Here is a 21807-nt window from a genome sequence, read left to right as displayed (position 1 = left end):
TGACCTTTACTCTTGCCCCGCGAACCAGTGTTCGCGCGCCTTCATGATCAAGGCTTTGGCTTCTTCTTCAGACTGTCCGGTCAGGTCGGTCAGTTCATCAATGGCCAGATCGGCCAGGTCGTCACGTGTATGCACACCGCCTTCAGCCAACTTGGCAATCAGCTCGGGGGTGAGGCCTTCGAGGTCGCGCAGGTCCTGGGAGACCTCTTCCACGCTTTCCTCGCGGGCGATTTCCATCGTGAGCAGCGCATCCTTGGCGCGGGCGCGCAGCTCGTTGACGGTGTCTTCGTCGAAGCTTTCGATCTCCAGCATTTCCTGCAGCGGCACATAGGCCACTTCTTCGAGGCTGTTGAAGCCTTCGGAGATCAGGATGTCGGCGATTTCCTCGTCCACATCCAGCTTTTCCATGAACAGCTTGCGGGCCGTGTCGGTCTCGTTGGCCTGCTTCTGCGCGCTTTCGGCGGCGTCCATGATGTTGATCTTCCAGCCGGTCAGATCGGACGCCAGGCGCACGTTCTGGCCGCCGCGGCCGATGGCGATGGCGAGGTTTTCCTCGTCCACCACCACGTCCATGGCGTGCTTTTCCTCATCGACCACGATGGAGGACACGTTGGCGGGCGCCAGCGCACCGATCACGAACTGGGCGGGGTCTTCGGACCACAGCACGATGTCCACGCGCTCGCCGGCGAGTTCGTTGGTCACCGCGTTCACACGGGTGCCGCGCACGCCGACGCAGGTACCGATGGGGTCCACGCGCTTGTCGTGCGACAGCACGGCGATCTTGGCACGCGAGCCGGGGTCGCGGGCGCAGGACTTGATCTCCAGCAGGCCCTGCTCGATCTCGGGCACTTCCTGGCGGAAGAGCTCGATCATGAACTCGGGGGCCGAGCGCGACAGGATGATGGGCGCGCCACGCAGGGTCAGGTCCACTTCCATGATCATGGCCCGCACGCGGTCGCCGCTGCGCAGGTTTTCCTTGGGGATCATCTCGCTGCGGCGCAGGCGGCCTTCCACACGGCCGGACTCGACAATGATGTCGCCCTTGTCCATGCGCTTGACGGTGCCGGTGAAGATGCGCTCGCCGCGCGACATGAAGTCGTTGAGCAGCATTTCGCGCTCGGCGTCACGGATCTTCTGCAGGATGACCTGCTTGGCGGCCATGGCGCCGATGCGGCCGATCGGCACGGACTCGACACCCTCTTCGATGTACTCACCGACTTCGATGTCGGGAATGCGGTCCTTCGCATCCATCAGCAGCTCTTCGGCTTCGGGATTCTGCAGGCCCGCGTCATCGGGCACGACCAGCCAGCGGCGGAAAGTCTCATAGTTGCCGCTGTCGCGATCGACGGACACGCGAATGTCCACCTCGCCCTGGTACAGCTTCTTGGTAGCCTGGGCCAAGGCCGACTCCACGGCGCCCAAGACCACATCACGCTCAACGTTCTTTTCGCGCGAAATGGCCTCAACCAACATCAACAATTCGCGATTCATGCGACGACTCTCCTGTTTCAATCACCCGAGGGCAGGGTCCGCGCGCTGCGGCCACCCACCCCAATCCATTCAGCCACTCAGGCGGACGCCGGCCCGGCCTTGCCTCCACGCCCCTTGAAATCCACGATGGGCGCCAGACGGACGTCCCGCACCTCATCCAGGGTAAAACCCAGCGCCTGCAGCGGCGCCGGAACGCGTTTCTTGCTCACCTTCTGGCCCGGCTTGACCGGTGGCTCGTCGCTCCAGACGATCTGCCAGCCTCCAGCCTCGGCCCGCTCCAGCGTGCCGCGAAATTTCTTGCGGGTGGCATTGACCTGCCCCGCCGCTGCGGCGCCGATGGGCGCCTTCAGGGTGATGTCGATGACCGAGCCCTCGAAGCGCACGAAGTCCTGTTCGTGGCGCAAGGGGCGGTCGATACCGGGGGAAGACACTTCCAGGCGCTTGTACTCGACGCCATCGACCTCCAGCGCAAATTGCAGCTGGCGCGTGACCTTTTCGCAGTCTTCGACGGTGACAAACTGATCCAGCGCCGGGACCGGCGCGTCGGCGGGCGGCTGCACCCAGGGCAAGTCAATGGTGATGCGCAGCAGACCACCGGCAGAGCGTTCGATCTCCACCAGGTCATATCCCAGGCCCGTCACAATTTGTTCAACGACTTGCTGTAATGCCACGTGTTCAGTTCAATCCCGGAAAACAACACGACTGACGCAAATCGGGATCCGGCGAGTCGCCGACCCCATGGTGGGAGCACTTCCTGTGCGCCCTTGTTTGCGTAAGTCCAAAACAAAAAACCCGATAACCCCCGGAGACCTTCCCCGACAGCTTCGAGCTCCAAAAGCATTCGACCAAAAAAAACGGGCGGTTGGTACCCGCCCGTTTGGTCGTGAGATTCATATTGTAGCGTGTAACGCCTTGATTTGCAAAGATGGACTGTGGTCAAACTGCCTTCTGAACCCGCCGGCAGGGGCCCCGCCGGCACAAAAATCCGGCGCCTGCGCGGCCAGCGGCGCTTCCGGCAGAAAGGTGCGCTGCTGCGCCCCGCCCGCCCAGCCGATTTGTCCTCGTCGTCCTAGTCGTCCTGGGCGCCGCGCGCCGCGCGCACGCGCTCGAACACGCCCTGCGCCTCGCCACCGGCCGCCGACGCATTGCGCGCGCCCGCCTGCAGGCTGCCCAGCAACCGGGCCAGCACTGGCGCCTGCGGCAGCAGCGGCCCCAGAAAAAGCGCGCTGGTGCCGCGGCCGATCAGCAGTGTGGGAAAAGTCTCCACATCCAGGTCCCCCGCGATCTCGGACTCGTCCTCGATGTCCACCCATTCGAACCGCACCCCGGGGTTCGCCCGGGCCAGTTCGTCGAACAGGGGGCGGTAGTCGCGGCAGGTGCCGCACCAGCCCGCGCACAGGCATACAGCCCACCAGCCGCCAGCGGCGGCCTGCGGGGGCGCCCCTGAGGCGGGATCGGGCAACACGGCCGGACTTTCCATCAGCGTAACTCCTGGGTCATTCCGGCCGGGGAACCCCTGCGGCCGTACGCAGAGGCCCTCCCGGAGCCGGGTCTGGGTCTACATGCCGCGCCGCTCGCGGGCGCGGTAGACCTCGATGGTACCCACACCGGGCGCCTGGTTGCCCCAGCTGCTGCGCACGAAGGTGGCGACCGCCGCCACTTCCTCGTCCGACAGGGTCTGCTGGAACGGGGGCATGCCGTGCGGACGCGGGTTGCCGGCAGTGGCGGGCAGGTAGCCGCCCTGCAGCACCACGCGCACCAGGTTGGTGGGATCGGCCAGCGTGACCGCGCGGTTGCCGGCCAGAGCGGGGAACGCCCCAGGCTCGCCCTGCCCCGCGTCGCCATGGCATTGAGCGCACTGCTGCTCATACACCTTCGCGCCCCGGGACATGGCCGCGGAGGGCGGCGCGGGCGGCGTTGCGGGCGCGGGGCCGCCCTGCTGCGGCAAGGCCTGCAGGTACACCGCCATGGCGCGCGCGTCGGCGTCGGTCAGGTACTGCGTGCTGCGGAACACCACCTCGGCCATGGGGCCCAGCACCGAGCCGTGCGGGGCCACCCCGGTTTGGAGCAAGGCCACCACGTCCTCGGCGGGCCATTCCTTGACGCCCGCCTCGGCCGCCGCGTTGAGCGCGGGGGCATACCAGTTCTGCACGGGAATCAGCCCGCCGGTGAAGGCCTTGGCATCCGTGGTGGCGCCCAGCGCGTTGCGTGGCGTGTGGCAGGCGGTGCAATGGCCCAGGCCGTTGACCAGGTAGGCGCCCCGGTTGTACTCGGCCGTCTGTGCGGGCTCGGGCCGGGGTGTGCCCGGGGTGAAAAACAGCGCGCGCCACACGCCCAGCGCCGCCTGCGTGTTGTACGGGAAACGCAGCGCATGCGCCCGGTTGGCTTCGGCGGCGGCGGGCACGCTTTGCAGATAGGCAAAGATGGCATCGGAATCCTCGCGCGTGACCTGGGTGTAGTTGGGGTACGGGAAGGCGGGGTACAGCAGGCGCCCGTCCTTGCTGCGGCCATGGTGCATGGCGCGCCAGAACTCGGCCGAGGTCCAGCTGCCGATGCCCTGCGCCTTGTCGGGCGTGAGGTTGGAGCTGTGCACCACGCCGAACGGCGTCTCGATGCCGCGCCCGCCCGCGAACGGCGCGCCGCCCTGGGTGGTGTGGCAGGCCATGCAGTTGCCGACACGGGCCAGGTACTCGCCGCGCGCCACCAGCGCGGGCGTGCCCTGCAGCGTCTCGGCGCCGGGCAGCGGCTCTTCGCCGCGCAGGTTCAGGGTGACCAGTGCGGCGGCCGTGATGCCCAGGGCGGCCAGCACGGAAGAAATCGTCAAGAGGATGCGTTTCATGGATGACATCCCTCTCAGCGCGCCGCGCCGGAAGCGGCCGCCACGGGCACCTCGGCCACGCCGCCGCAGCGGGCGGGCATGGGGGCGGGCAGCGTGCGGGCGGGTTTGCCGCCCCCTGCCACGGGCTGGGCGGCCAGCCAGGCGGACACGGCGCTCACGTCGTCGGGCGTGAGCTGGCGGGCGATGTCGGCCATGCAGTCGGGCGCATGCGCGCGGCGCTGGCCGGTCTTCCAGGCGCCCAGCTGGCTGTTGAGGTAGTCGCGCGGCAGGCCCAGCAGGCCCGGGATGGACGGCGCCACGCCCGCCATGGCGCTGCCGTGGCACGACACGCAGGCCGGAATGCGGCGCGCGGCATCGCCCTGCTGCACCAGCTGGCGCCCCTGCTCCAGCGCGGCGGCCGGCGCCTGGGGTGCGGGCGGCGGCGGGTACGGCAGGTCCTGCGCGGCAAAGTGCTCGGCCATTTCACGCAGGTAGTCGTCCGTCAGGTGCTCGATGAGGTAGGTCATCTGCGGATAGCTGCGCCGCCCGTCGCGGAAGTTGAGCAGCTGGTTGGCCAGGTAGCCGGCCGGCTTGCCGGCGATGCGCGGAAAGTAGCCGTCGGGCGTGGCGCGGCCTTCCTTGCCGTGGCAGGCCGTGCAGGCCAGCACGCGCGAGGACATCGACGAGGCGGACACCGTGGCGGACGGGGCCGCCGCAGGGCTAGGCACGGGCTGGGCCCAGGCGCCAGCGCTCCACGCCAGCGCCATCGCGGCAGAAGCGCCGGCCAGGCGGGAAACAGGACGCAGCAGGCTGCGCAGGCAATCGATCATGGGGTTTTATCAGTAGGGAAGCGGCCGGCCCGCACACATCGCAACGGACACCAGCACATGCCGCCACTCTACGCCCCGCCCCAAAAACAGTACAGATTCAGTTTCTAGTTAAAAATACAGATCAGTTTGCCCTGGATCAACCCCAGCCCCCCATGAAACGCTACGAACGCCACGCCGACGCCATTGCCCAGCTCATCCACAGCGGCGCGCTGCGCCCGGGCGACCGCGTGCCCTCGGTGCGCGAGGCCAGCCGCACGCGCGGCATCAGCCCGTCCACCGTGTTCGAGGCGTACTACCTGCTGGAGGCCCAGGGCCTGATCCATGCGCGCCCGCGCTCGGGCTACTACGTGAGCGCCCGGCTGCCGGCCGCCGAGTCCCGGCCCGCCGAGCCCCTGCCCTCGCAGCCGGCGCACACCTCCACCGGCGTGGCCATCAGCGACCTGGTGTTCGAGGTGCTGGGCCTGGCGCGCGACCGCGACCTGGTGCCCCTGGGCTCGGCCTTCCCGGGGCTGGAGCTGTTTCCGCTGGAGCGCCTGGCGCGCTGCCTGGGCAGCGGCATGCGCAAGCTCGACCCCTGGAGCATCGTGCAAAGCCTGCCGCCCGGCGACGAGCGCCTGCGCCAGCAGATCGCGCTGCGCTACGGCCTGCACGGCATGGCCGTGGACGCGCAGGAGATCATCATCACCAACGGCGCGATGGAGGCGCTCAACCTCTGCCTGGAGGCCGTCACCCGCCCCGGCGACGTCGTGGTGGTCGAATCGCCCACCTTCTACGCCGCGCTGCAGGCGCTGGAGCGGCTGAACCTGCAGGCGCTGGAGGTGGCCACCCACCCGCGCGACGGCATCGACCTGACCGCGCTGGCCGAAGCCCTGGCGCGCCAGCCCCCGCACCAGCCCGTCAAGGCCTGCTGGCTGATGCCCAGCTTCCAGAACCCGCTGGGCAGCCTGATGCCCGAGGACAAGAAGCGCGAACTCGTGGCCCTGCTCGCGCGCCACCAGATCCCGCTGATCGAGGACGACGTGTATGGCGAACTGCACTTCGCCCCCCACCGCCCGCCCCCGGCCAAGGCCTTTGACGGCGAAGGCCTGGTGATGCACTGCAGCTCGTTCAGCAAAAGCCTGGCACCCGGCTACCGTGTGGGCTGGGTGGCGGCGGGCCGCTTTGCCACGGCGGTGCAGCGCCTCAAGCTCATGACCACGCTCTCGGCCGCCACGCCGTCGCAGCAGGCGTTGTCCGAGTACCTGGCCCAGGGCGGCTACGACCGGCACCTGCGCCAGCTGCGCCGCAGCCTGGCGCAGCAGCAGGCGACGGCGCTGGCGGCGGTGGCCCGGCATTTCCCACCGGGTACGCGTGTCGCGCAGCCCGAGGGCGGGTACTTCCTGTGGGTGGAGCTGCCCCCGCGGGTCGATGCCCTGCAACTGCACCGCCAGGCACTGCAGCAGGGCATCAGCCTGGCACCAGGACAGATCTTTTCGGCGGACCGGCGCTTTGCGAACTGTGTGCGCATCAACTACGGGCACCCCGCGCAAAGCCGCTTTGAAGCCGCCCTGGCCACCGTGGGCGCCCTGGCCTCGGCGATGGCACGAGAGCCGTCCGCTCCCACGAAGCTATCAAAACAGTAGCTGCCAGCGCTTACACATCAATCGCTTGGAGCCAGTTTTACCAAAATACCCCTTTTCACCGGGTTCCCTGGCCTCCAGGGCACCCGCCCTGCGGCGCATGCCCTTGCTTGCAGCAAACTGACATGCCGCCGCCGCGTTGGAAAGGCCCAACCTCGGGTTCTCCCGCCCTCGGCACAGCTCTTGCAACGGCATACTGGCGGCCGTCCGCAGCCGGGGCAGCGCTACCAGCCTGGCCCCGCGAGGCCTTTTCCACCCCACCCGACGCCCACCATGGCAGCACCCCAGCATGTCCCGTTCCTGACCGTGGAAGATGAAGACGACTGGGTCGTCTCGTTCGCGCTGGGCCCCGTGGGAGCCAGCCGCCTCACGCTCACGCGCACGCCCCACCTGGAATTCATGCTGCGGCCCGAACAGCGCGGCGTCTCCGTGGGCGGCGTGGAGGCGGGCCAGCGCGCCACCCTGCTGGTGGCCGTGCAATGGGGGCACAAGTGCGTGGACGTGGTGTCCACCGCCAGGCGCTACAGCCTGGACATCAGCAAGGTCGATGCCGCCACGCGCACCGCCGCGCTGCGCGTGCTGGGCAAGATGAACTTCGACCAGCGGTTCCAGCTGGCCAACGCCCAGTAAGCCGCCGTGCGGGCGACCGCACGGGTTCGCCGGGTCGCCTCAGGCCACCAGCGGGTCGAGCGGCCGCACCACCCGGCACGGGTTGCCCGCCGCCAGCACCCGCGCCGGCACGTCGCGGGTGACCACGCTGCCCGCGCCGATCACCGCACCATCGCCAATCGTCACGCCGGGGCAGATGATGGCGCCGCCGCCAATCCACACGTCCTCGCCGATGGTCACGGGCAGGCACAGCTCGACGCCGGTCGCGCGCTCTTCGGGCGACAAGGGGTGCGAGGCGGTGTAGATCTGCACGCCCGGCGCGCACAGCGTGCGGGCCCCGATGCGCACCGGCGCGCCGTCGAGCACCACGCAGTTGAAGTTGAAGTACACGCCTTCACCCAGAAAAATGTTGTAGCCGTAGTCGCAATGAAACGGTGGCGTGATCTGCACGCTGCCGGGCTGGCCCGGCAGCAGCTGCGCCTGCAGGGCTTGCAGCGCGGCAGCATCCGCCGCAGGCGCGTGGTGGATGGCGTGGCACAACTGGCGGGCGCGCAGGCGGTCGGCGACCAGCTGCGGGTCGGCGGCCATGTACGGCGCGCCGGAGATCATCTTGTCTTTCTCGGAGGTCATCGGGTGATTCTGCCCTGTGCCATCCCCCTCCACCGGCCTGCCCGCCCGCCTACCCAGCCAGCGCCGTCCACTTGCGCTCGCTCGCGGCGGACTCCACCACCTTCTCGATGAAGCGCACGCCCTCGGCCCCGTCTTCCACGCGCGGGTAGTCGGCCTCCAGCGCGCTGGCGGTTCTGCCCGCAACCCGGGCGCGGATGTCCGCCGCCACGCCCAGGTAGACGTTGGCAAACGCTTCGATGAAAGCCTCCGGGTGCCCGGCCGGAATGCGCCCCGCGCGCAGGGCCGATTCGCTCAGCCAGGGCGAGCCGCGCGTGAGGATGCGGCGTGGCCCGTCCACCGGCGAATGCACCAGGTGGTTGGGGTCCTCCTGCCGCCACACCAGCGTGCCCAGCGTGCCGGACACCTGCAGGCGCACATCGTTCTCCAGCCCCGCCGCCACCTGCGACGCGACGATCACGCCGCGTGCGCCGCCCGCATAGCGCAGCAGCAGCTGTGCATCGTCGTCCAGCCGGCGGCCGGCGCCGAAGGTGGTGAGGTCGGCGCACAGCGCCTCCGGCCGCTGGCCGGTGACGGTGGCGGCCAGGTTCTCGGCGTGCGATCCGATGTCGCCCATGGTGCCCACGGCGCCGCTGCGCGCGGGGTCCAGCCGCCAGTCGGCCTGCTTGTTGCCGCTGCCCTGCTCCACCGCCGTGGCCAGCCAGCCCTGGTTGTATTCCACGGTGACCTTGCGCAGCGTGCCCAGGGCGCCGCTCTGCACCAGGTGGCGCGCCTCGCGCACCATGGGGTAGCCGGTGTAGTTGTAGGTCACGCCGAACACGGTGCCGGCCTTCTTCACCGCCGCCACCAGCTCATCGGCCTGCGCGCTGGTGTGCACCAGCGGCTTGTCGCACACCACATGAAAGCCCGCCTGCACAAAGGCCAGGGCCACCGGGTGGTGCACATGGTTGGGGGTGACGATGCTCACCAGGTCGATGCGGTCGCCCGGGCTGCGGCGCAGTTCGTCGGCCAGCAGGTCTTGCCAGGTGCCGTGGTTGCGGTCGTCCGCCAGGCCCAGCTCGGCGCCGGATGCGCGGGCCCGCTCGGGCGATGACGACAGCGCGCCCGCCACCAGCTCGAACTGGCTGTCGAGCGCCATGGCCTTGCGGTGCACCGCACCGATGAAGGCGCCGTGGCCACCGCCCACCATGGCGCAGCGGAGCTTTCTTTCACTGGACATACGAAAAGCCTTTGCTCGCTGTGTGTTGTTGTCGGTTTGAGGAGCGCGGCTAGGCCTGCTTGTCCCGTGCAAAGACGGCATCGAATGCGCCCGCCGCGGGCTTGAAGTCGAGCCGCTTGCAGAACGCCGCGCTCTCGGTGGCGCCGTGCACGCGGTCCATGCGGCTGTCTTCCCACTCGACCGAGAGCGGGCCCTGGTAGCCGATGTCGTTGAGCGCGACGATGATGGATTCGAAATCGATCATCCCGCGCCCCACGCTGCGAAAGTCCCAGTGGCGCCGGGCATCGCCAAAGCTGGTGTGCCCGCCGAAGGTGCCCACCGTGCCGTCGCCCTTGCCCCACCACACGTCCTTCATGTGGGCGTTGTAGATGCGGCCTGCAAACTGGCGGATGAACTTCACATAGTCCACGCCCTGGTAGGCCAGATGGCTCGGGTCGTAGTTGAAGCCGAAGCGCCGGTGCTGGTTGACCGCCGCGATCGCGCGCTCTGCCGAGGCGATGTCGAACGCGATCTCGGTGGGGTGCACCTCCAGCGCGAAGTTGATGTCGTGCTGTTCGAACACATCGAGGATGGGGCCGAAGCGCTGGGCGAAATCGGCAAACCCCTTGTCCCAATACGCCTGCGTGGTGGGCGGAAACGCGTAGATCGAATGCCACACCGACGAGCCCGTGAAGCCCGTGACCGTCTTCACACCAAACCTGGCGGCAGCACGCGCCGTGTCGGCCAGCTCGGCGGCGGCGCGCTGGCGCACGCCCTCGGGCTCGCCGTCGCCCCACACATGCGGCGGCAGGATGGACTGGTGGCGCTCGTCGATCAAGTCGCACACGGCCTGGCCCACCAGGTGGTTGCCGATGGCAAAACACTGCAGGCCGTGCTGGGCCAGCAGTGCGTGTTTGTCCTTGACGTACTGGGGCGACGACAGCGCCTCCTGCACGTTGAAATGGTCGCCCCAGCAGGCCAGCTCCAGGCCGTCGTAGCCCATGCTGCGTGCCAGCGGCGCGAGTTCTGCCAGCGGCAGGTCGGCCCATTGGCCGGTGAAGAGGGTGACGGGTCTTGGCATGGCGGCTCCCAAGGGGCGTGGGGTTGCAGGTGCGAAGCGGCAAGCAGCTATATTTTCGATAGCTGCTTGCGCTTGATGGATAAGCGCTAGAGGCCTATTTGACTCAAAAACACCATCAGAATGGCGAGTCTGGGAAGTAGAAGCTCTTCGCGTTTTCCTTGGTGATGAGCACCGACGGAATGATCGTCGTCGCAGGCAGCTTCTCGCCCTTGATGCGCGCCTCGGCCGTGAGCTTGATCGAGTCGTAAATGAACTTGGGGCTGTACGACACATTGGCCTGGATCAGCGGGTTGCTGCCGTCGGCCAGCGTCTTGATCATGCCCTTGGCACCCGCGCCGCCGAACACCAGCTTGATGTCCTTGCGCTTGGCCTGCTCGATGGCCTTGAGCACGCCCACGGCCATGTCGTCGTCGGCCGCCCACACCGCGTCGATCTGCGGAAAGCGGGTCAGGTAGTCCTGCATCACCTTGAAGGCATCGTCACGGTTCCAGTTGGCGTACTTGGCGTCCAGCAGCTTGATGTCGGGGTGGTTCTTCAGCACCGCGTTGAACGCGTCCATGCGCTCGTTGTCCAGCGTGGTCGCAATGCCGCGCATGGCCACCACGTTGCCCTTGCCGTTCAGCGCCTTGGCGATGTACTCGGCCGGAATCTTGCCAAACGCCGTGTTGTCACCGGCCACATACGCGTCCTGTGCGCTGGTGTCCGTCAGGCCGCGATCCACCACCGTGACGTACACACCCTTGGCCTTGACCTGGGCCACGGGCTTGGTCAGCGCCGCCGATTCGAACGGGAAGATGACCAGGGCGTTGATCTTGTTCACCGTGACCAGATCCTGCAACTGGTTGGCCTGTTCGGGCGCGCCGCCTGCGGTCTTCACGATCACCTGCAGGCCGGGGTGGGCCTTCTCCAGGTCCTTCTTGGCCTGGTTGGCCCAGTACACGATGCCACCGGTGAAGCCGTGCGTGGCCGACGGAATGGCCACGCCCACCACCGTCTTGTTGGCCTGGGCTATCGCCGGGCCTGCCAACGCCAGCGCGGCGGCGGCACCCACGGCCGAGAGGGCCAGGCGGCGGGTGAAGGAAGAAGTTGTCTTGCTATTCATGATGCGTTGTCTCCTGTTGCTATTGCTTTGCTGAAAAATGGCCATGAAAGCCTGGCCGACTGGGGAACACTGACGAAATCAAAAACCGTTGAGGGCACCTTTGGCCTGCGCCCGTGGCCGTTCGCCCTGAGCTTGTCGAAGGGCTGCCAACACAGGGCGCGAGTGCTCAGGCTTCGACAGGCTCAGCCCGAACGGTTGGGGGGTTGGGAGTGCCTTGCGGGGTGAGTGAAAGGAATGAAGTCGCGACACAGCCATCACCTCTTGCCGCGCTGCATGAATGCGACGGCAATGATCACGAAGCCCTGCACCGCCGCATTCAGGTACACGCTGATGATGCTGGTCAGGTTCAAGATATTGCTGATCACCGACAGCAGGATCGCCCCCACCACCGTGCCGGTGATGCTGCCCGCCCCGCCCTTGAGCACCGTGCCGCCCACGATGACGGCGGCAATCGCCTCCAGCTCCCACAGCAGCCCCGTGGTGGGCGATGCAGAACCGAGCCGTGGCACGTACAGCAGCGTGGCAATACCCACGCACACGCCGAGCAGCATGTAGGTCAGAATCTTGATCTTGTGCACGTCCACCGCCGCGTACTGCGCCACCTGCTCGTTGGAGCCGATGGCCTGCACATAGCGGCCATAGGCCGTGCGGTTCAGGATCACGCCGCCGATGACAGCGACCAGCAGGAAGATCCACACCGGGATCGGCACACCCAGCAGGTTGGCGTAATACACCGGGCTGTAGATGTCCGACAGGTCGTTCTCGAGCGTGATGGCGCCGCCGTTCGAGAAATACGTGAGGTACGCGCGGAAGATGCCCAGCGTGCCCAGCGTCACGATGAAGGGCTCGATGCGCCCCTTGGTGATGAGCAGGCCGTGCACCAGCCCAAACACCGCGCCCAGCACCACGGCCAGCAGCATGCCCACCACCACGGCCGCCATGGGCGAGCCCAGCACGGGCGCCATCGCGTTCATGAACAAGATGACCGAGCCTGCGATCAGCGCCGCCATCGACCCCACCGACAAATCGATGCCGCCAGAGATGATCACAAAGCACATCCCCACCGCGATGATGCCGATGAAGGCCGTGCGCGTGAGGACGTTCATCACGTTGTCGTAGGTGGCGAAGTTGCTGTTGAGCAGCGTGCCGGCAATGCACAGCAGCACCAGCCCGATGACCGGGCCCAGCCCGTGCAGCTTGCCCCACCAGGCCGTGGCGCCGCCGTGGCGGCCTGCACCAGGTACAGCGGTTGCTGCGGCAGCCGCTGCGGTGGATGCGTTTTCAGCGGGTACCTGTGGCATGTGCGATCAACTCCTCTTCGGTCAAATTAGGCTCTTGGAGCGTGGTCTGCAGCCGCCCGGCGCGCATCACCGCCACGCGGTGGCACAGGCCGATCAGCTCCATCAGTTCGGAAGAAATCACCACCACCGCCAGCCCCTGCTCGGCCAGGCGCTGCACCAGGTGATAGATCTCGCGCTTGGCGCCCACGTCCACGCCGCGCGTGGGCTCGTCCAGCACCACCACGCTGGGGCCGGGGTGCAGCACCTTGGCCAGCGCCAGCTTTTGCTGGTTGCCGCCCGACAGCGACGACGCGCGCACCTCCAGCGACCCGGTGCGGATGCCGAACTCCTGCACCGCATCGCGCAGCGCAGCCTGCTCGGCCGCCGGGTCGAGCCAGGGCTTGGCATAGCGCTCCAGCGCCATCAGCGTCAGGTTGGGCCGCAGGCTGAAGTGCACGTGCAGGCCCTTGCCCTTGCGGTCTTCGCTCAGGTACGTGAGGCCGTGGCGCGCCGCATCGCGCGGGCTTTTCAAATTCACCGGCTTGCCGGCCAGCTCCACCGTGCCGGCCGAGCGCGGGCGCAGGCCTAGCAGGCCCTCGAACAGCTCGGTGCGGCCAGCGCCCACCAGCCCGGCAAAGCCCAGAATCTCGCCGCGCCGCACGTCAAAGCTCACCTCCTCGGCCCAGCCCGGCACCGAGAGGCCGCGCACCTGAATGGCGGGCTCTCCACCCGCAGGCGCAGGCAGCTTGGGCGGGAACAGATCCGCCAGCTCGCGGCCCACCATCAGGTTGGCCATCTGCCGCCGCGTCACGCTGGCCGTGGCCTCGCGCGCCACCAGCAGGCCGTCGCGCATCACCACCACCTCGTCGGTGGTGCGTTCCACTTCGTCGAGCTTGTGCGATATGTAGATGATGGTCACGCCCGCCGCCTTGAGCCCCGCCATCAGCGCAAACAGGCGCTCCGTCTCGCCCGGGGTCAGCGTGGCGGTGGGCTCGTCCATGATGAGCAGGCGCGCATTGCGGGCCAGCGCGCGGGCAATCTCCACCAGCTGCTTCTCGGCCACGATGAGCTTCTTCACCCGCGTGTCAGGGTCGAGCGGCAAACCCACCTGTGCCAGTGCAGCGCGCGTCTTCTCGCGCATCGCCTTGTCATCCAGGAAAGGGCCCTTCTTGATCTCATGGCCCAGAAAGATGTTCTGCGCAATCGTCAGGTCGTCCGCCAGGTTGAACTCCTGGTGGATGAGCACGATGCCCTGCGCCTCGGCCGCGCGCGATCCGCCGCCCGGGGCACGCACCGCGCCATCCACCACCACCTCGCCGGTGGTCGGACTCTCGTACCCCGCCAGAATCTTCATCAACGTGGACTTGCCCGCGCCGTTCTCGCCCAGCAGGCCGTACACACGCCCCGGCTGCAGCGCAAAGCCCACGCCGTGCAGCACGCGCACCGGGCCGAACTCCTTGGTCACATTGCGAAACTCGACAGCGACGCTCATCGTGTGGCCCCCACGGCATTGGCTTTGGTCGCAGAAGAAGAGGCACGCGGCGACAGCGCCAAGCTCTGCTGCATGGCCAGCACACCCGCGCCCACCACCCCCGCATCGTCGGCCAGCGGCGCGTACTGAATCTCCAGGTGCCGCGTGGAGAGCGCCAGCGACCGGTGGTACACGCTCTGCCGCACCGACGCGAGGAACAGCGGCCCCATGTCCGTCACCCGCCCTGCAATGAACACGTGCGACGGGTTGAAGAAATTCACGATGGACGCCAGCATCTGCCCCACCAGGCTGCCCGCCCGCTGGATGATTGCGTTGGCCGCCACATCGCCCGCACGGCTGGCCTGGGCCACGTCCTCGGTGGTCAGCGTGCCGGTGGCCTGGAGGCGCTCGGCCAGCATCGCGCTCTCGCCACGCTCCACGGCCTCCATCGCCATGCGCGCCATGGCGGGTGCTGCCGCCATCGCCTCCACACAGCCCTGGTTGCCGCAGTGGCAGCGCGGCCCGCTCTGGTCCACGCAGATGTGGCCCACGTCACCGGCCGACCCGTTGGCGCCCCGGTACACCTGCCCGTGGCACACAATGCCGCAGCCAATGCCCGTGCCCACCTTGATGACGAGGAAGTTGGGCAGATTGCGTTGCAGCCGCCACAGCTCACCCAGCGCCATCAGGTTCACGTCGTTGTCCACAAACACCGGCGCGGCAAACGCCTCGCGCAGGTAGTCGCGGATGGAAAAGCCGTCCCAGTCGGGCATCAGCGGCGGGTTGACGAGTTGGCCGCTTTCAAAATCCACCGGCCCCGGCAGGCCCATGCCGATGGCAATGACCTGCGACGCCGCCAGCCCGCAGCGCGCCATCAGCTCCCGCATCAGCCCGCGCAGCCGCGCCAGAATCACGCCCGGCCCCTGGCGCACATCGGTGGGCTCACGGTGCCGCGCCAGCACGGTCATGTCGGGCCGCATGATCGCTACCTGCATGCTCGTCGCGCCCAGGTCGGCGCCAATCACCACGCCCAGGGTTTCGCTCAAACGCAGGGTTTCGGCCCGCCGGCCGCCAGAGGATTCCTGCAGGCCCACCTCGTCGAGCAGGCCTTCGTCCAGCAGCGCCGCGACCATGGCGTTGGCCTTGCTCTTGGAATACGCCAGGCGCTGCGCGAGCGCATTGCGCGACGCGCCTGCGGACCAGAAGATGGTCTGCAAGACGCCCAGGTCTTCGGCGCCGCAGTGACTCCAGCGGGTGGATGGCAAGGCTTGTCTCCTGTCGTTGTGGTGCAGCACCTCATGGGGGTGGGTGCTTGACAGGGATGCTATGCGGTCTACTTTGGCCGGGCAAGACTGAACTTTGAACGAATTTAGTTCAAAGATATGGTGGCTGCGCGCAGTTGCCGTTCCGAAGATGAGATTTTTTCTTAGACGAAAAACGAGGGATCGCTTTAAATCGTAGTTACGCCCTGGTACTCAATTCACGCCGTGAGCAGCAGCTTCCCATACTCAACAACAGGAAGAAAAATGAAAATCAGCGAAAGATTCAAACTGGAATCTACTCAATTTGAGTTGGACTTTGTTGACATAGACACCGACGTTGATCTTCCACTTTTTGTGGATCCATTTTTTCTAGGCTGCCGCTCGGACTCATGGTCTGTGAATGCGACCCGCACGCTTCGAAGTTTTTTTCAAGCTTTTATTAATCTTATTCGAGACGGCGAAGAAGACCAGGCAAGGGCTCTTTTCGACTATCTACATGAGCCCAATGAAACGTGCTTAGGCCTGTCTATAGGCAGACCTCGTGGCAATGCGATTGGCTCCATCGACAGCCAAAAGCTATTCAATAGCATTGCTCAAAGTGAGGCTGTAGCCACCGGGATTGTGGAGGATTTGGAAGATTTTCGTCTTTTTATCGACGGAATTGATAAAGACAAAGTATCAGACATGACCACAAACATAATTCGCGGCCATCTTGTCAAATACACACAAGAGCAATGCAAATTATGGGGTATCGCGTTAAATGAAAACATTCAATCTGGATTTTTTTGGGATCGTACCACACATAACTGGATTAATCAACACGAATCAATGCTCGTTATAGAAGGGCGAAAAATATTGCTAACCCCAAAAGGCATCGTTTCCTACTCAAAAAAATACACTCCTCAAAAATACTATAACCATTTCGTGCTGGAATACTTGCAACATGAGAATTTGCGAAACTATTCGCGCCTTGTCCAATATCGCAATGATGGAACCCCATATGTCACAAAAAAGTCTTTAAAAGAGTTACCAGAATCGGAATACTCAAAAAACTTTCTCGCATCCTTCACAAGCTCTCATCCCGAGGTATTTCGAGATTTCAAGGATTGGATCAAAAATACGGCCACGGCAATTTCGAATGAAGAACTTAACGACGCGGATCCGATTTCCATTTCACAGTATTTGATTTCCAGACTTGGAAATATCCAACCAGGTGGAGAGAGCGCATCAAAGTACCACAGACTTGCCGTTGGCATTCTGGAATTTCTCTTCTATCCCCACGTCACCTCTCCGATAGTAGAGAGAGAGATCCATGATGGACGAAAGCGAATCGATATAACATTTGACAACTCTGCAAATACAGGATTCTTTCATCGACTACACACAAATTACCAAACCCCCGCTCAGTTCATATTTGTAGAATGCAAAAATTACTCACGCGACGTTGCAAACCCCGAAATAGACCAATTATCCGGGCGGTTTTCAATTAATCGAGGTAAATTTGGCTTGCTTTTGTGTAGATCGGTAGATAACATGGATCTACTATTAGCAAGGTGTAACGACACATACGTCGATGGAAGAGGAATTATGATTCCAATCGTTGATGATGATTTGGTATCAATGCTTAACAAAATTAAGGATGGCGTTGCAAATCCGCATGAGCAGTTCTTAACAGAAAGATTTCGTTCAGTAGCATTGAGATGAGCGTCAGACACTACTTGGAGTTATGAATAGTGAACAGCCAACGGTCGTGCTCCCTGCCCCGTCCTGACCGCCTCTGCCACGATCAGATGCGCCGCGACACGCCCACCGCGTCGCACCAACGTTGGTAGTCCACCCGCCGATCCGCCGTGGTAATCCGCTGCAGCACCGCATGGTGCGGCCCCAGGTACTCCACGCTGCCCTTGACCACCACATGCACAAGCAGCTCTTCGGTACCCGTCGCCTCCCACCAGTCCACATTGCCGGCGGGCTCGTGGATGTAGTCGCCCAGCCGCACTACGCGGCCGTCGTTCAGGCGGCGCTCACCCGCCAGCGTCAGGGCGTGCACCTCGCCCGTGTGCCGGTGCAGGCCCAGCCGCGTGCCGGGTGACAGGCGCATCAGTTCCACCCAGCCGGCATCGTCAGGAAGGAACTGAATGGGCAGGGACCACTTGCCTTCGCCTTCAGGAATCCAGTCGGCCAGGCCCGCACGCTCCAGCGTCTGGGCCACGATCACATCGGCAAGGTGGTTGTTCGTTGTCGTCATCGTCATGTCGGTGCTCCTGGGTAGCTATTGGTCGATGGCTTGCTTGATTGATTGCTTGATCGCTTATTGCTCGGGATGCTGGTGGCGGTATTCCTGCGTGCGGCCGCCAAAGCCGTACGCGGTGGCGCGCACGTCCTGCACATAGACATAGCTTTCGGGGTGCAGCGCGCCCAGCAGGCCCTCGAAGGCTGCGAACGCCTCGGCGATGTAGCGCGCCTTTTCGGCCTTGGTGTTGGTCTCGTCCACCACCTTGACGTCGAAGTAGAAGCTCGACTGTTTCAGGTCGGCCAGCGACCGGCCGGCGATGTACCAGTCCGCCGGGTCGACAAAGGTGATGGCCACGGCCGTGAGGTCGCGCCGCTTGCCGAGCACGCGGGTGGTCAGGTCCAGCAGGGTTTCTGCGATGCGGGCAGACAGCTCGGGCGTGCGTTGGGCAGACACTTTGACGTTGAGGATGGGCATGGAGGGCTCCTGTTGAATGCATTGGGTTGAAGGAGCCTTCACTGTAGAAATTGCGCCCCGCCACGGAAACCGCCCGTGGCGATAATGGCTTTTGCTCCGCACGCAAAGGCGCGCTCGATGAAAAAAGAACCTCGCTCCTTCCTCCCCGATCCGGCCGACCTGCGGTGGCTGGTGCGGTCGCTCGACCTGCGCTCGTTTTCTGCGGCGGCGCGCGAGATGGATGTGGCGGTGTCGGTGGTCGCGCGCGGTGTGGACCGGCTGGAGGCCGGCTACGGCGTGCGCTTGCTGCGCCGGTCCACGCACGGCCTGTCGGCCACGCCCGAGGGCGCAGAGCTGGCGCAGGAAGCGCGTGCCTTGCTGGCGCAGCTGGAGGACATCGGGGCATCGCTGTCCGACCGGCGCAGCCGGGTGGCGGGCACCTTGCGCCTGGCCTCCAGCCAGGAGATCTGCGAGGCGCTGGTGCTGCCCCACCTGGCAGACCTGCAGGCGCGCTACCCCGCGCTGCGGGTGGAGCTGCTGGCCGATGACCGCGTGGCCGACCTGGTGACGGAGGGCATCGACGTGGCGCTGCGCACCACCGTGGGCCACAGCGACCTGGTGGTGGCGCGCGAACTGGGCCGGTTCGAGCGGCGCCTGTACGCGGCCCCTGGATATCTGGAACAGCACGGCACGCCCGCCGAGCCTAGCGAGCTGCAGCAGCACCACACCGTCACGCACACCGCGCAGGGGCCGGCGGTGACCTGGGCCTTTCGCAACGCACAGGGCAAGCCGCTGGAGGTGACCGTGCGCTCGCGCCTGGCCGCCAGCAGTTCGGCCCTGGTGCACCACGCGCTGGTGGGCGGTGCGGGGGTCGGCATGCTGTCCAGCCCGCTCGCGGCGGCCGACGTGGCGCAAGGCCGGTTGGTGGAGGTGCTGGCGCCTTTTGCGTCCCGCACCGTGCACACGCTGTACGCGGTGTCGTCACCGGGCCGGCGCAATGCGGCCAGGGTGAAGGCGGTGATTGATTTTCTGGTGAAGGCGTCGAAGGACCGGTGGGCGCTGGCGCCTGTGCGTTGAGGGGCTCTTGTGCCACGCCGGCTGGCTGGTACGGGGGCTGCTGGCCCGGTGCTGCAGCAAACCCGCATGGAGATCAGCAAGGCGCGGTTCATCCGGGATCAAGGACCGCCTTCCGTTCAGCAGTCACTCGGCGGCCGTTGCCACCCAACCCCTGAACGCAAACCCCATGTAAAACATCCGCACATCGCCGAACCCCGCCTCGCGCAGGATCGCCTCGTCCTCTTGTGGCGTCAGCACGGCCAGCTCGGCCGCCACCTTGGCCCGCCCCCGCTCGGCCATCTCCGGCGCCATGCCGGACGCCACCTGAAATGCCGCATAGCGCGACAGCCACAGGTTGCGCTCCCCTGCCCCGCCGTCGCCGCCAGCACCTTCACCATCGGCCACGCTCAGGTGCACCGCGACGAACGGCGCCCCGGGCTTCAACCGCCGCCGGATCTCGGCCACCATGGCCGCACGCTCCTCGCGCGGCACAAAGTGAAAAGTCAGCAAACACGTCGCGCCATCGAACGGCCCGACCGGTGCGCCCTGCACATAGCCGTGGTGCAGCGCCACGCGGTCGCCCGACACGCCCGCGCCTTGCAGCCGCTGCGCCGCCAGGTCCAGCATGGGCTGGCTCGGGTCCACGCCGTCGAAGCGCCAGCCGGTGTGCGCCAGCGCCATGTCTTCCAGCTCCAGCCCGCCGCCTGCGCCCACCACCAGCACGCGGCCGTCGGCGGACACGCGCTCGGCCAGCAGGATGCGGACCATGGGCAGCAGGCTGTCGTAGCCGGGCACGTTGCGGCGCGGGCCTTCGGCGTAGCGGGCGACGGCGGCGGGGTCGGTGAAGGGGGATGTGGTGGTGGGATGGGTCATGGTGTGGGTGCGGTGGATGCGGTGGGTATGGCGTTTTGCGGTGGGGTGAGCCAGGGGCTGGCAAGGCGGGCGCATGGTTTCGACAGGCTCAACCCGAACGGATGGGGGTGTGCGGCTACGGCAAAAAATCAAGCCAAATCGGCACCTTGCGCTTGGCTATCAAGCGCTAGCAGCTATCACTTCAGTAGCAAACCGTGAGTCCGCCAGCGCTCCTTCTGGGCGCATGCTAACATCACGCAACTTTGAATGTTGCATGAAACGAGATAGCCGCCTTTCCAATGTCCTCCACGCGCTGCTGCACATGGCAGAGATGGATGGCCCCGCCACGTCCGAGTCGCTGGCGCAGGCCATGCAGACCAATCCGGTCGTGGTCCGCCGCCTGATGGCGGGGCTGCGGTATGCGGGTTTTGTCTCGTCGGCCAAGGGGCATGGCGGGGGGTGGGTGCTGTCGTGCCCGCTGTCCGAAGTGACTCTGCGCGACATCCACGAAGCGCTGGGCGCGCCCACGCTGCTGGCGGTGGGCAACCGGGTCGAGAGCCCGGGCTGCATCGTCGAACAGGCCGTCAACCGCGCGCTGACCGACGCTTACCAGGCCGCCGAAGAGGTGCTGCTGGCTCGCCTGGGCGAGGTGACGCTGGCGCAGCTGTCGGCCGAGTTTCATCAAAGCATGGTGGCCGGGTGCCACGGTCACAAGGAGATTTCTCATGGCGACAGCAGCAATGACAACAACCCAGGCGTATGAGGTGATCGTGATAGGCGGCAGCTTTGCCGGCCTGTCGGCCGCGATGCAGCTGGCGCGGGCCCGGCGGCGCGTGTGTGTGGTGGATGCGGGCCAGCCGCGCAACCGGTTTGCGGCGGCATCGCACGGCTTCTTCGGGCAGGACGGCGAGCCGCCGCTGGCGATGATCGAGCAGGCGCGGCGCAAGCTGCTGGCCTACCCCACGGTGGCGCTGCGCCAGGGCACGGCCGTGTCTGCGACGGCGCAGCAAAGCGCGGGGTCGCCGGAGAGCGGCTTTACCGTGGTGCTGGACGATGGCACGCACCTGGAGGCTCACAAGCTGGTGCTGGCCTTTGGCGTTCAAGATGGCCTGCCCGACATTGTGGGCCTGCGCGAGCGCTGGGGCGCCAGCGTGCTGCACTGCCCCTACTGCCACGGCTACGAGTTTGCGGGCCAGCGCCTGGGCGTTCTGTACCACTCGCCGCAGTCGGGCATGCACGCGCAGCTGATCGCCGACTGGGGCCCGACCACCCTCTTCCTGAACGGCGACACCACGCTGGAGCCCGCCGAGCGCGAGCGGCTGCTGGCGCTGGGCATTGCGGTGGAGCCTGCGCGCATTGCGGCGCTGGAAGGCGACGGCGGGGCATTGCACGGCGTGCGCCTGCAGGCCCATGGCGACAGCGACGCGCGTCTGCTGCCGCTGGACGCCCTGTACGTGGCCGCCACCACGCGCCCCGCCAGCCCGCTGGCCGAGCAGCTGGGCTGCGCAATGGACGACGGCCCCATGGGCCCGTGCATCCGCACCGATGCGAACAAGATGACCACAGTGCCGGGCGTGTATGCGGCGGGCGACGCCACGCTGATGCGGCACAACGCCACGCTGGCGTCGGCCGAAGGCGTGCTGGCGGGCGTGGGGGCGCACCAGGCGATGGTGTTTGGGCAATAAGAGCAGCTAACAAAACTCTTCTGGCGTTGTTGCCGCGTCTTGTCGTACTGCTCGTACTGCCTGCGACGCAGCGCCTAGCCAGAACCGCTTCGCTGATTTTTGTTAGCCGCTCCAAGTAGCGCAGCGCTGCCGCGGCA

Annotated in this window: 21 protein-coding genes; 6 read left to right on the top strand and 15 right to left on the bottom strand. The window is 66.1% G+C overall.

Going from position 1 to position 21807, the window contains the following annotated elements:
* Positions 1–6: 6 nt before the first annotated feature.
* From nusA to ACAM51_RS25840, 5 genes are all read right to left on the bottom strand, one after another.
* A complete protein-coding gene (gene nusA / locus ACAM51_RS25860; protein ID WP_218294352.1) occupies positions 7–1491 on the bottom strand; it encodes a transcription termination factor NusA in 1485 nt (494 codons plus the stop codon).
* Positions 1492–1568: 77 nt separating this feature from the next.
* On the bottom strand, positions 1569–2162 hold the full coding sequence (gene rimP / locus ACAM51_RS25855; RefSeq protein WP_218294351.1) for a ribosome maturation factor RimP: 594 nt from the start codon (positions 2160–2162) through the stop codon (positions 1569–1571).
* A 398-nt stretch (positions 2163–2560) separates the two neighbouring features.
* The gene (locus ACAM51_RS25850; protein WP_218338830.1) at positions 2561–2971 is read right to left on the bottom strand and encodes a thioredoxin family protein; all 411 of its coding nucleotides are present in this window, start codon (positions 2969–2971) and stop codon (positions 2561–2563) included.
* A gap of 78 nt (positions 2972–3049) precedes the next feature.
* A complete protein-coding gene (locus ACAM51_RS25845) occupies positions 3050–4330 on the bottom strand; it encodes a c-type cytochrome (RefSeq protein ID WP_369642312.1) in 1281 nt (426 codons plus the stop codon).
* Positions 4331–4344: 14 nt separating this feature from the next.
* A complete protein-coding gene (locus ACAM51_RS25840; protein ID WP_369642311.1) occupies positions 4345–5139 on the bottom strand; it encodes a cytochrome c in 795 nt (264 codons plus the stop codon).
* A gap of 152 nt (positions 5140–5291) precedes the next feature.
* On the opposite strand from ACAM51_RS25840, the gene ACAM51_RS25835 reads away from it, so the two are divergent.
* A complete protein-coding gene (locus ACAM51_RS25835; protein ID WP_369642310.1) occupies positions 5292–6761 on the top strand; it encodes a PLP-dependent aminotransferase family protein in 1470 nt (489 codons plus the stop codon).
* Between the two features lie 270 nt (positions 6762–7031).
* Positions 7032–7388 (top strand): hypothetical protein, encoded by a 357-nt coding sequence (locus ACAM51_RS25830; RefSeq protein WP_218294346.1) that lies wholly within the window; start codon positions 7032–7034, stop codon positions 7386–7388.
* Between the two features lie 39 nt (positions 7389–7427).
* Here ACAM51_RS25830 and ACAM51_RS25825 read toward each other — a convergent pair whose 3' ends face one another.
* From ACAM51_RS25825 to ACAM51_RS25795, 7 genes are all read right to left on the bottom strand, one after another.
* Positions 7428–7997 carry a sugar O-acetyltransferase gene (locus ACAM51_RS25825; RefSeq protein WP_218294345.1) on the bottom strand — a complete coding sequence of 190 codons (570 nt, stop codon included), beginning with the start codon at positions 7995–7997 and terminating at the stop codon, positions 7428–7430.
* Positions 7998–8046: 49 nt separating this feature from the next.
* Positions 8047–9213, bottom strand: a complete 1167-nt coding sequence (locus tag ACAM51_RS25820) for a Gfo/Idh/MocA family protein (protein WP_369642309.1) — start codon at positions 9211–9213, stop codon at positions 8047–8049.
* 49 nt (positions 9214–9262) lie between these two features.
* Positions 9263–10273, bottom strand: coding sequence for a sugar phosphate isomerase/epimerase family protein (locus ACAM51_RS25815; protein ID WP_369642308.1), 1011 nt, complete (start codon positions 10271–10273; stop codon positions 9263–9265).
* Between the two features lie 115 nt (positions 10274–10388).
* The gene (locus ACAM51_RS25810) at positions 10389–11375 is read right to left on the bottom strand and encodes a substrate-binding domain-containing protein (RefSeq protein ID WP_369642307.1); all 987 of its coding nucleotides are present in this window, start codon (positions 11373–11375) and stop codon (positions 10389–10391) included.
* A gap of 254 nt (positions 11376–11629) precedes the next feature.
* On the bottom strand, positions 11630–12676 hold the full coding sequence (locus ACAM51_RS25805) for an ABC transporter permease (protein ID WP_218338837.1): 1047 nt from the start codon (positions 12674–12676) through the stop codon (positions 11630–11632).
* Positions 12657–14147 (bottom strand): sugar ABC transporter ATP-binding protein, encoded by a 1491-nt coding sequence (locus ACAM51_RS25800; RefSeq protein ID WP_369642306.1) that lies wholly within the window; start codon positions 14145–14147, stop codon positions 12657–12659. The genes ACAM51_RS25805 and ACAM51_RS25800 overlap by 20 nt, the downstream gene beginning before the upstream one ends.
* Entirely contained in the window at positions 14144–15352 is a 1209-nt protein-coding gene (locus tag ACAM51_RS25795; RefSeq protein ID WP_369643893.1) for an ROK family protein, read from the bottom strand. Before ACAM51_RS25795 ends, ACAM51_RS25800 begins: the two co-directional genes overlap by 4 nt.
* A gap of 261 nt (positions 15353–15613) precedes the next feature.
* Between ACAM51_RS25795 and ACAM51_RS25790 the strand changes: the two genes are divergently transcribed.
* The gene (locus ACAM51_RS25790; protein ID WP_369642305.1) at positions 15614–17092 is read left to right on the top strand and encodes a hypothetical protein; all 1479 of its coding nucleotides are present in this window, start codon (positions 15614–15616) and stop codon (positions 17090–17092) included.
* A gap of 82 nt (positions 17093–17174) precedes the next feature.
* On the opposite strand, the gene ACAM51_RS25785 is transcribed toward ACAM51_RS25790, so the two are convergent.
* Both ACAM51_RS25785 and ACAM51_RS25780 read right to left on the bottom strand, forming a co-directional pair.
* A complete protein-coding gene (locus tag ACAM51_RS25785) occupies positions 17175–17642 on the bottom strand; it encodes a hypothetical protein (protein ID WP_369642304.1) in 468 nt (155 codons plus the stop codon).
* 57 nt (positions 17643–17699) lie between these two features.
* On the bottom strand, positions 17700–18098 hold the full coding sequence (locus tag ACAM51_RS25780) for a 4-oxalocrotonate tautomerase family protein (RefSeq protein ID WP_369642303.1): 399 nt from the start codon (positions 18096–18098) through the stop codon (positions 17700–17702).
* Positions 18099–18215: 117 nt separating this feature from the next.
* Between ACAM51_RS25780 and ACAM51_RS25775 the strand changes: the two genes are divergently transcribed.
* Entirely contained in the window at positions 18216–19154 is a 939-nt protein-coding gene (locus ACAM51_RS25775) for a LysR family transcriptional regulator (RefSeq protein WP_369642302.1), read from the top strand.
* A 123-nt stretch (positions 19155–19277) separates the two neighbouring features.
* Here the strand turns inward: ACAM51_RS25775 and ACAM51_RS25770 are convergent, their stop codons facing one another.
* Entirely contained in the window at positions 19278–20006 is a 729-nt protein-coding gene (locus ACAM51_RS25770; protein ID WP_369642301.1) for a class I SAM-dependent methyltransferase, read from the bottom strand.
* Positions 20007–20259: 253 nt separating this feature from the next.
* On the opposite strand from ACAM51_RS25770, the gene ACAM51_RS25765 reads away from it, so the two are divergent.
* A complete protein-coding gene (locus ACAM51_RS25765; protein WP_369642300.1) occupies positions 20260–20748 on the top strand; it encodes an Rrf2 family transcriptional regulator in 489 nt (162 codons plus the stop codon).
* Complete coding sequence (locus tag ACAM51_RS25760) at positions 20711–21670, top strand: NAD(P)/FAD-dependent oxidoreductase (protein WP_369642299.1); 960 nt, start codon at positions 20711–20713, stop codon at positions 21668–21670. Before ACAM51_RS25765 ends, ACAM51_RS25760 begins: the two co-directional genes overlap by 38 nt.
* The last annotated feature ends 137 nt before the right edge of the window (positions 21671–21807 follow it).

Source organism: Acidovorax sp. A79 (genome assembly GCF_041154505.1).
In the GTDB taxonomy this organism is placed as follows: Bacteria; Pseudomonadota; Gammaproteobacteria; order Burkholderiales; family Burkholderiaceae_C; genus Acidovorax.
The sequence above is the reverse complement of the archived record's forward strand: the minus strand, read 5'-3'. Positions and strand labels throughout refer to the sequence as shown.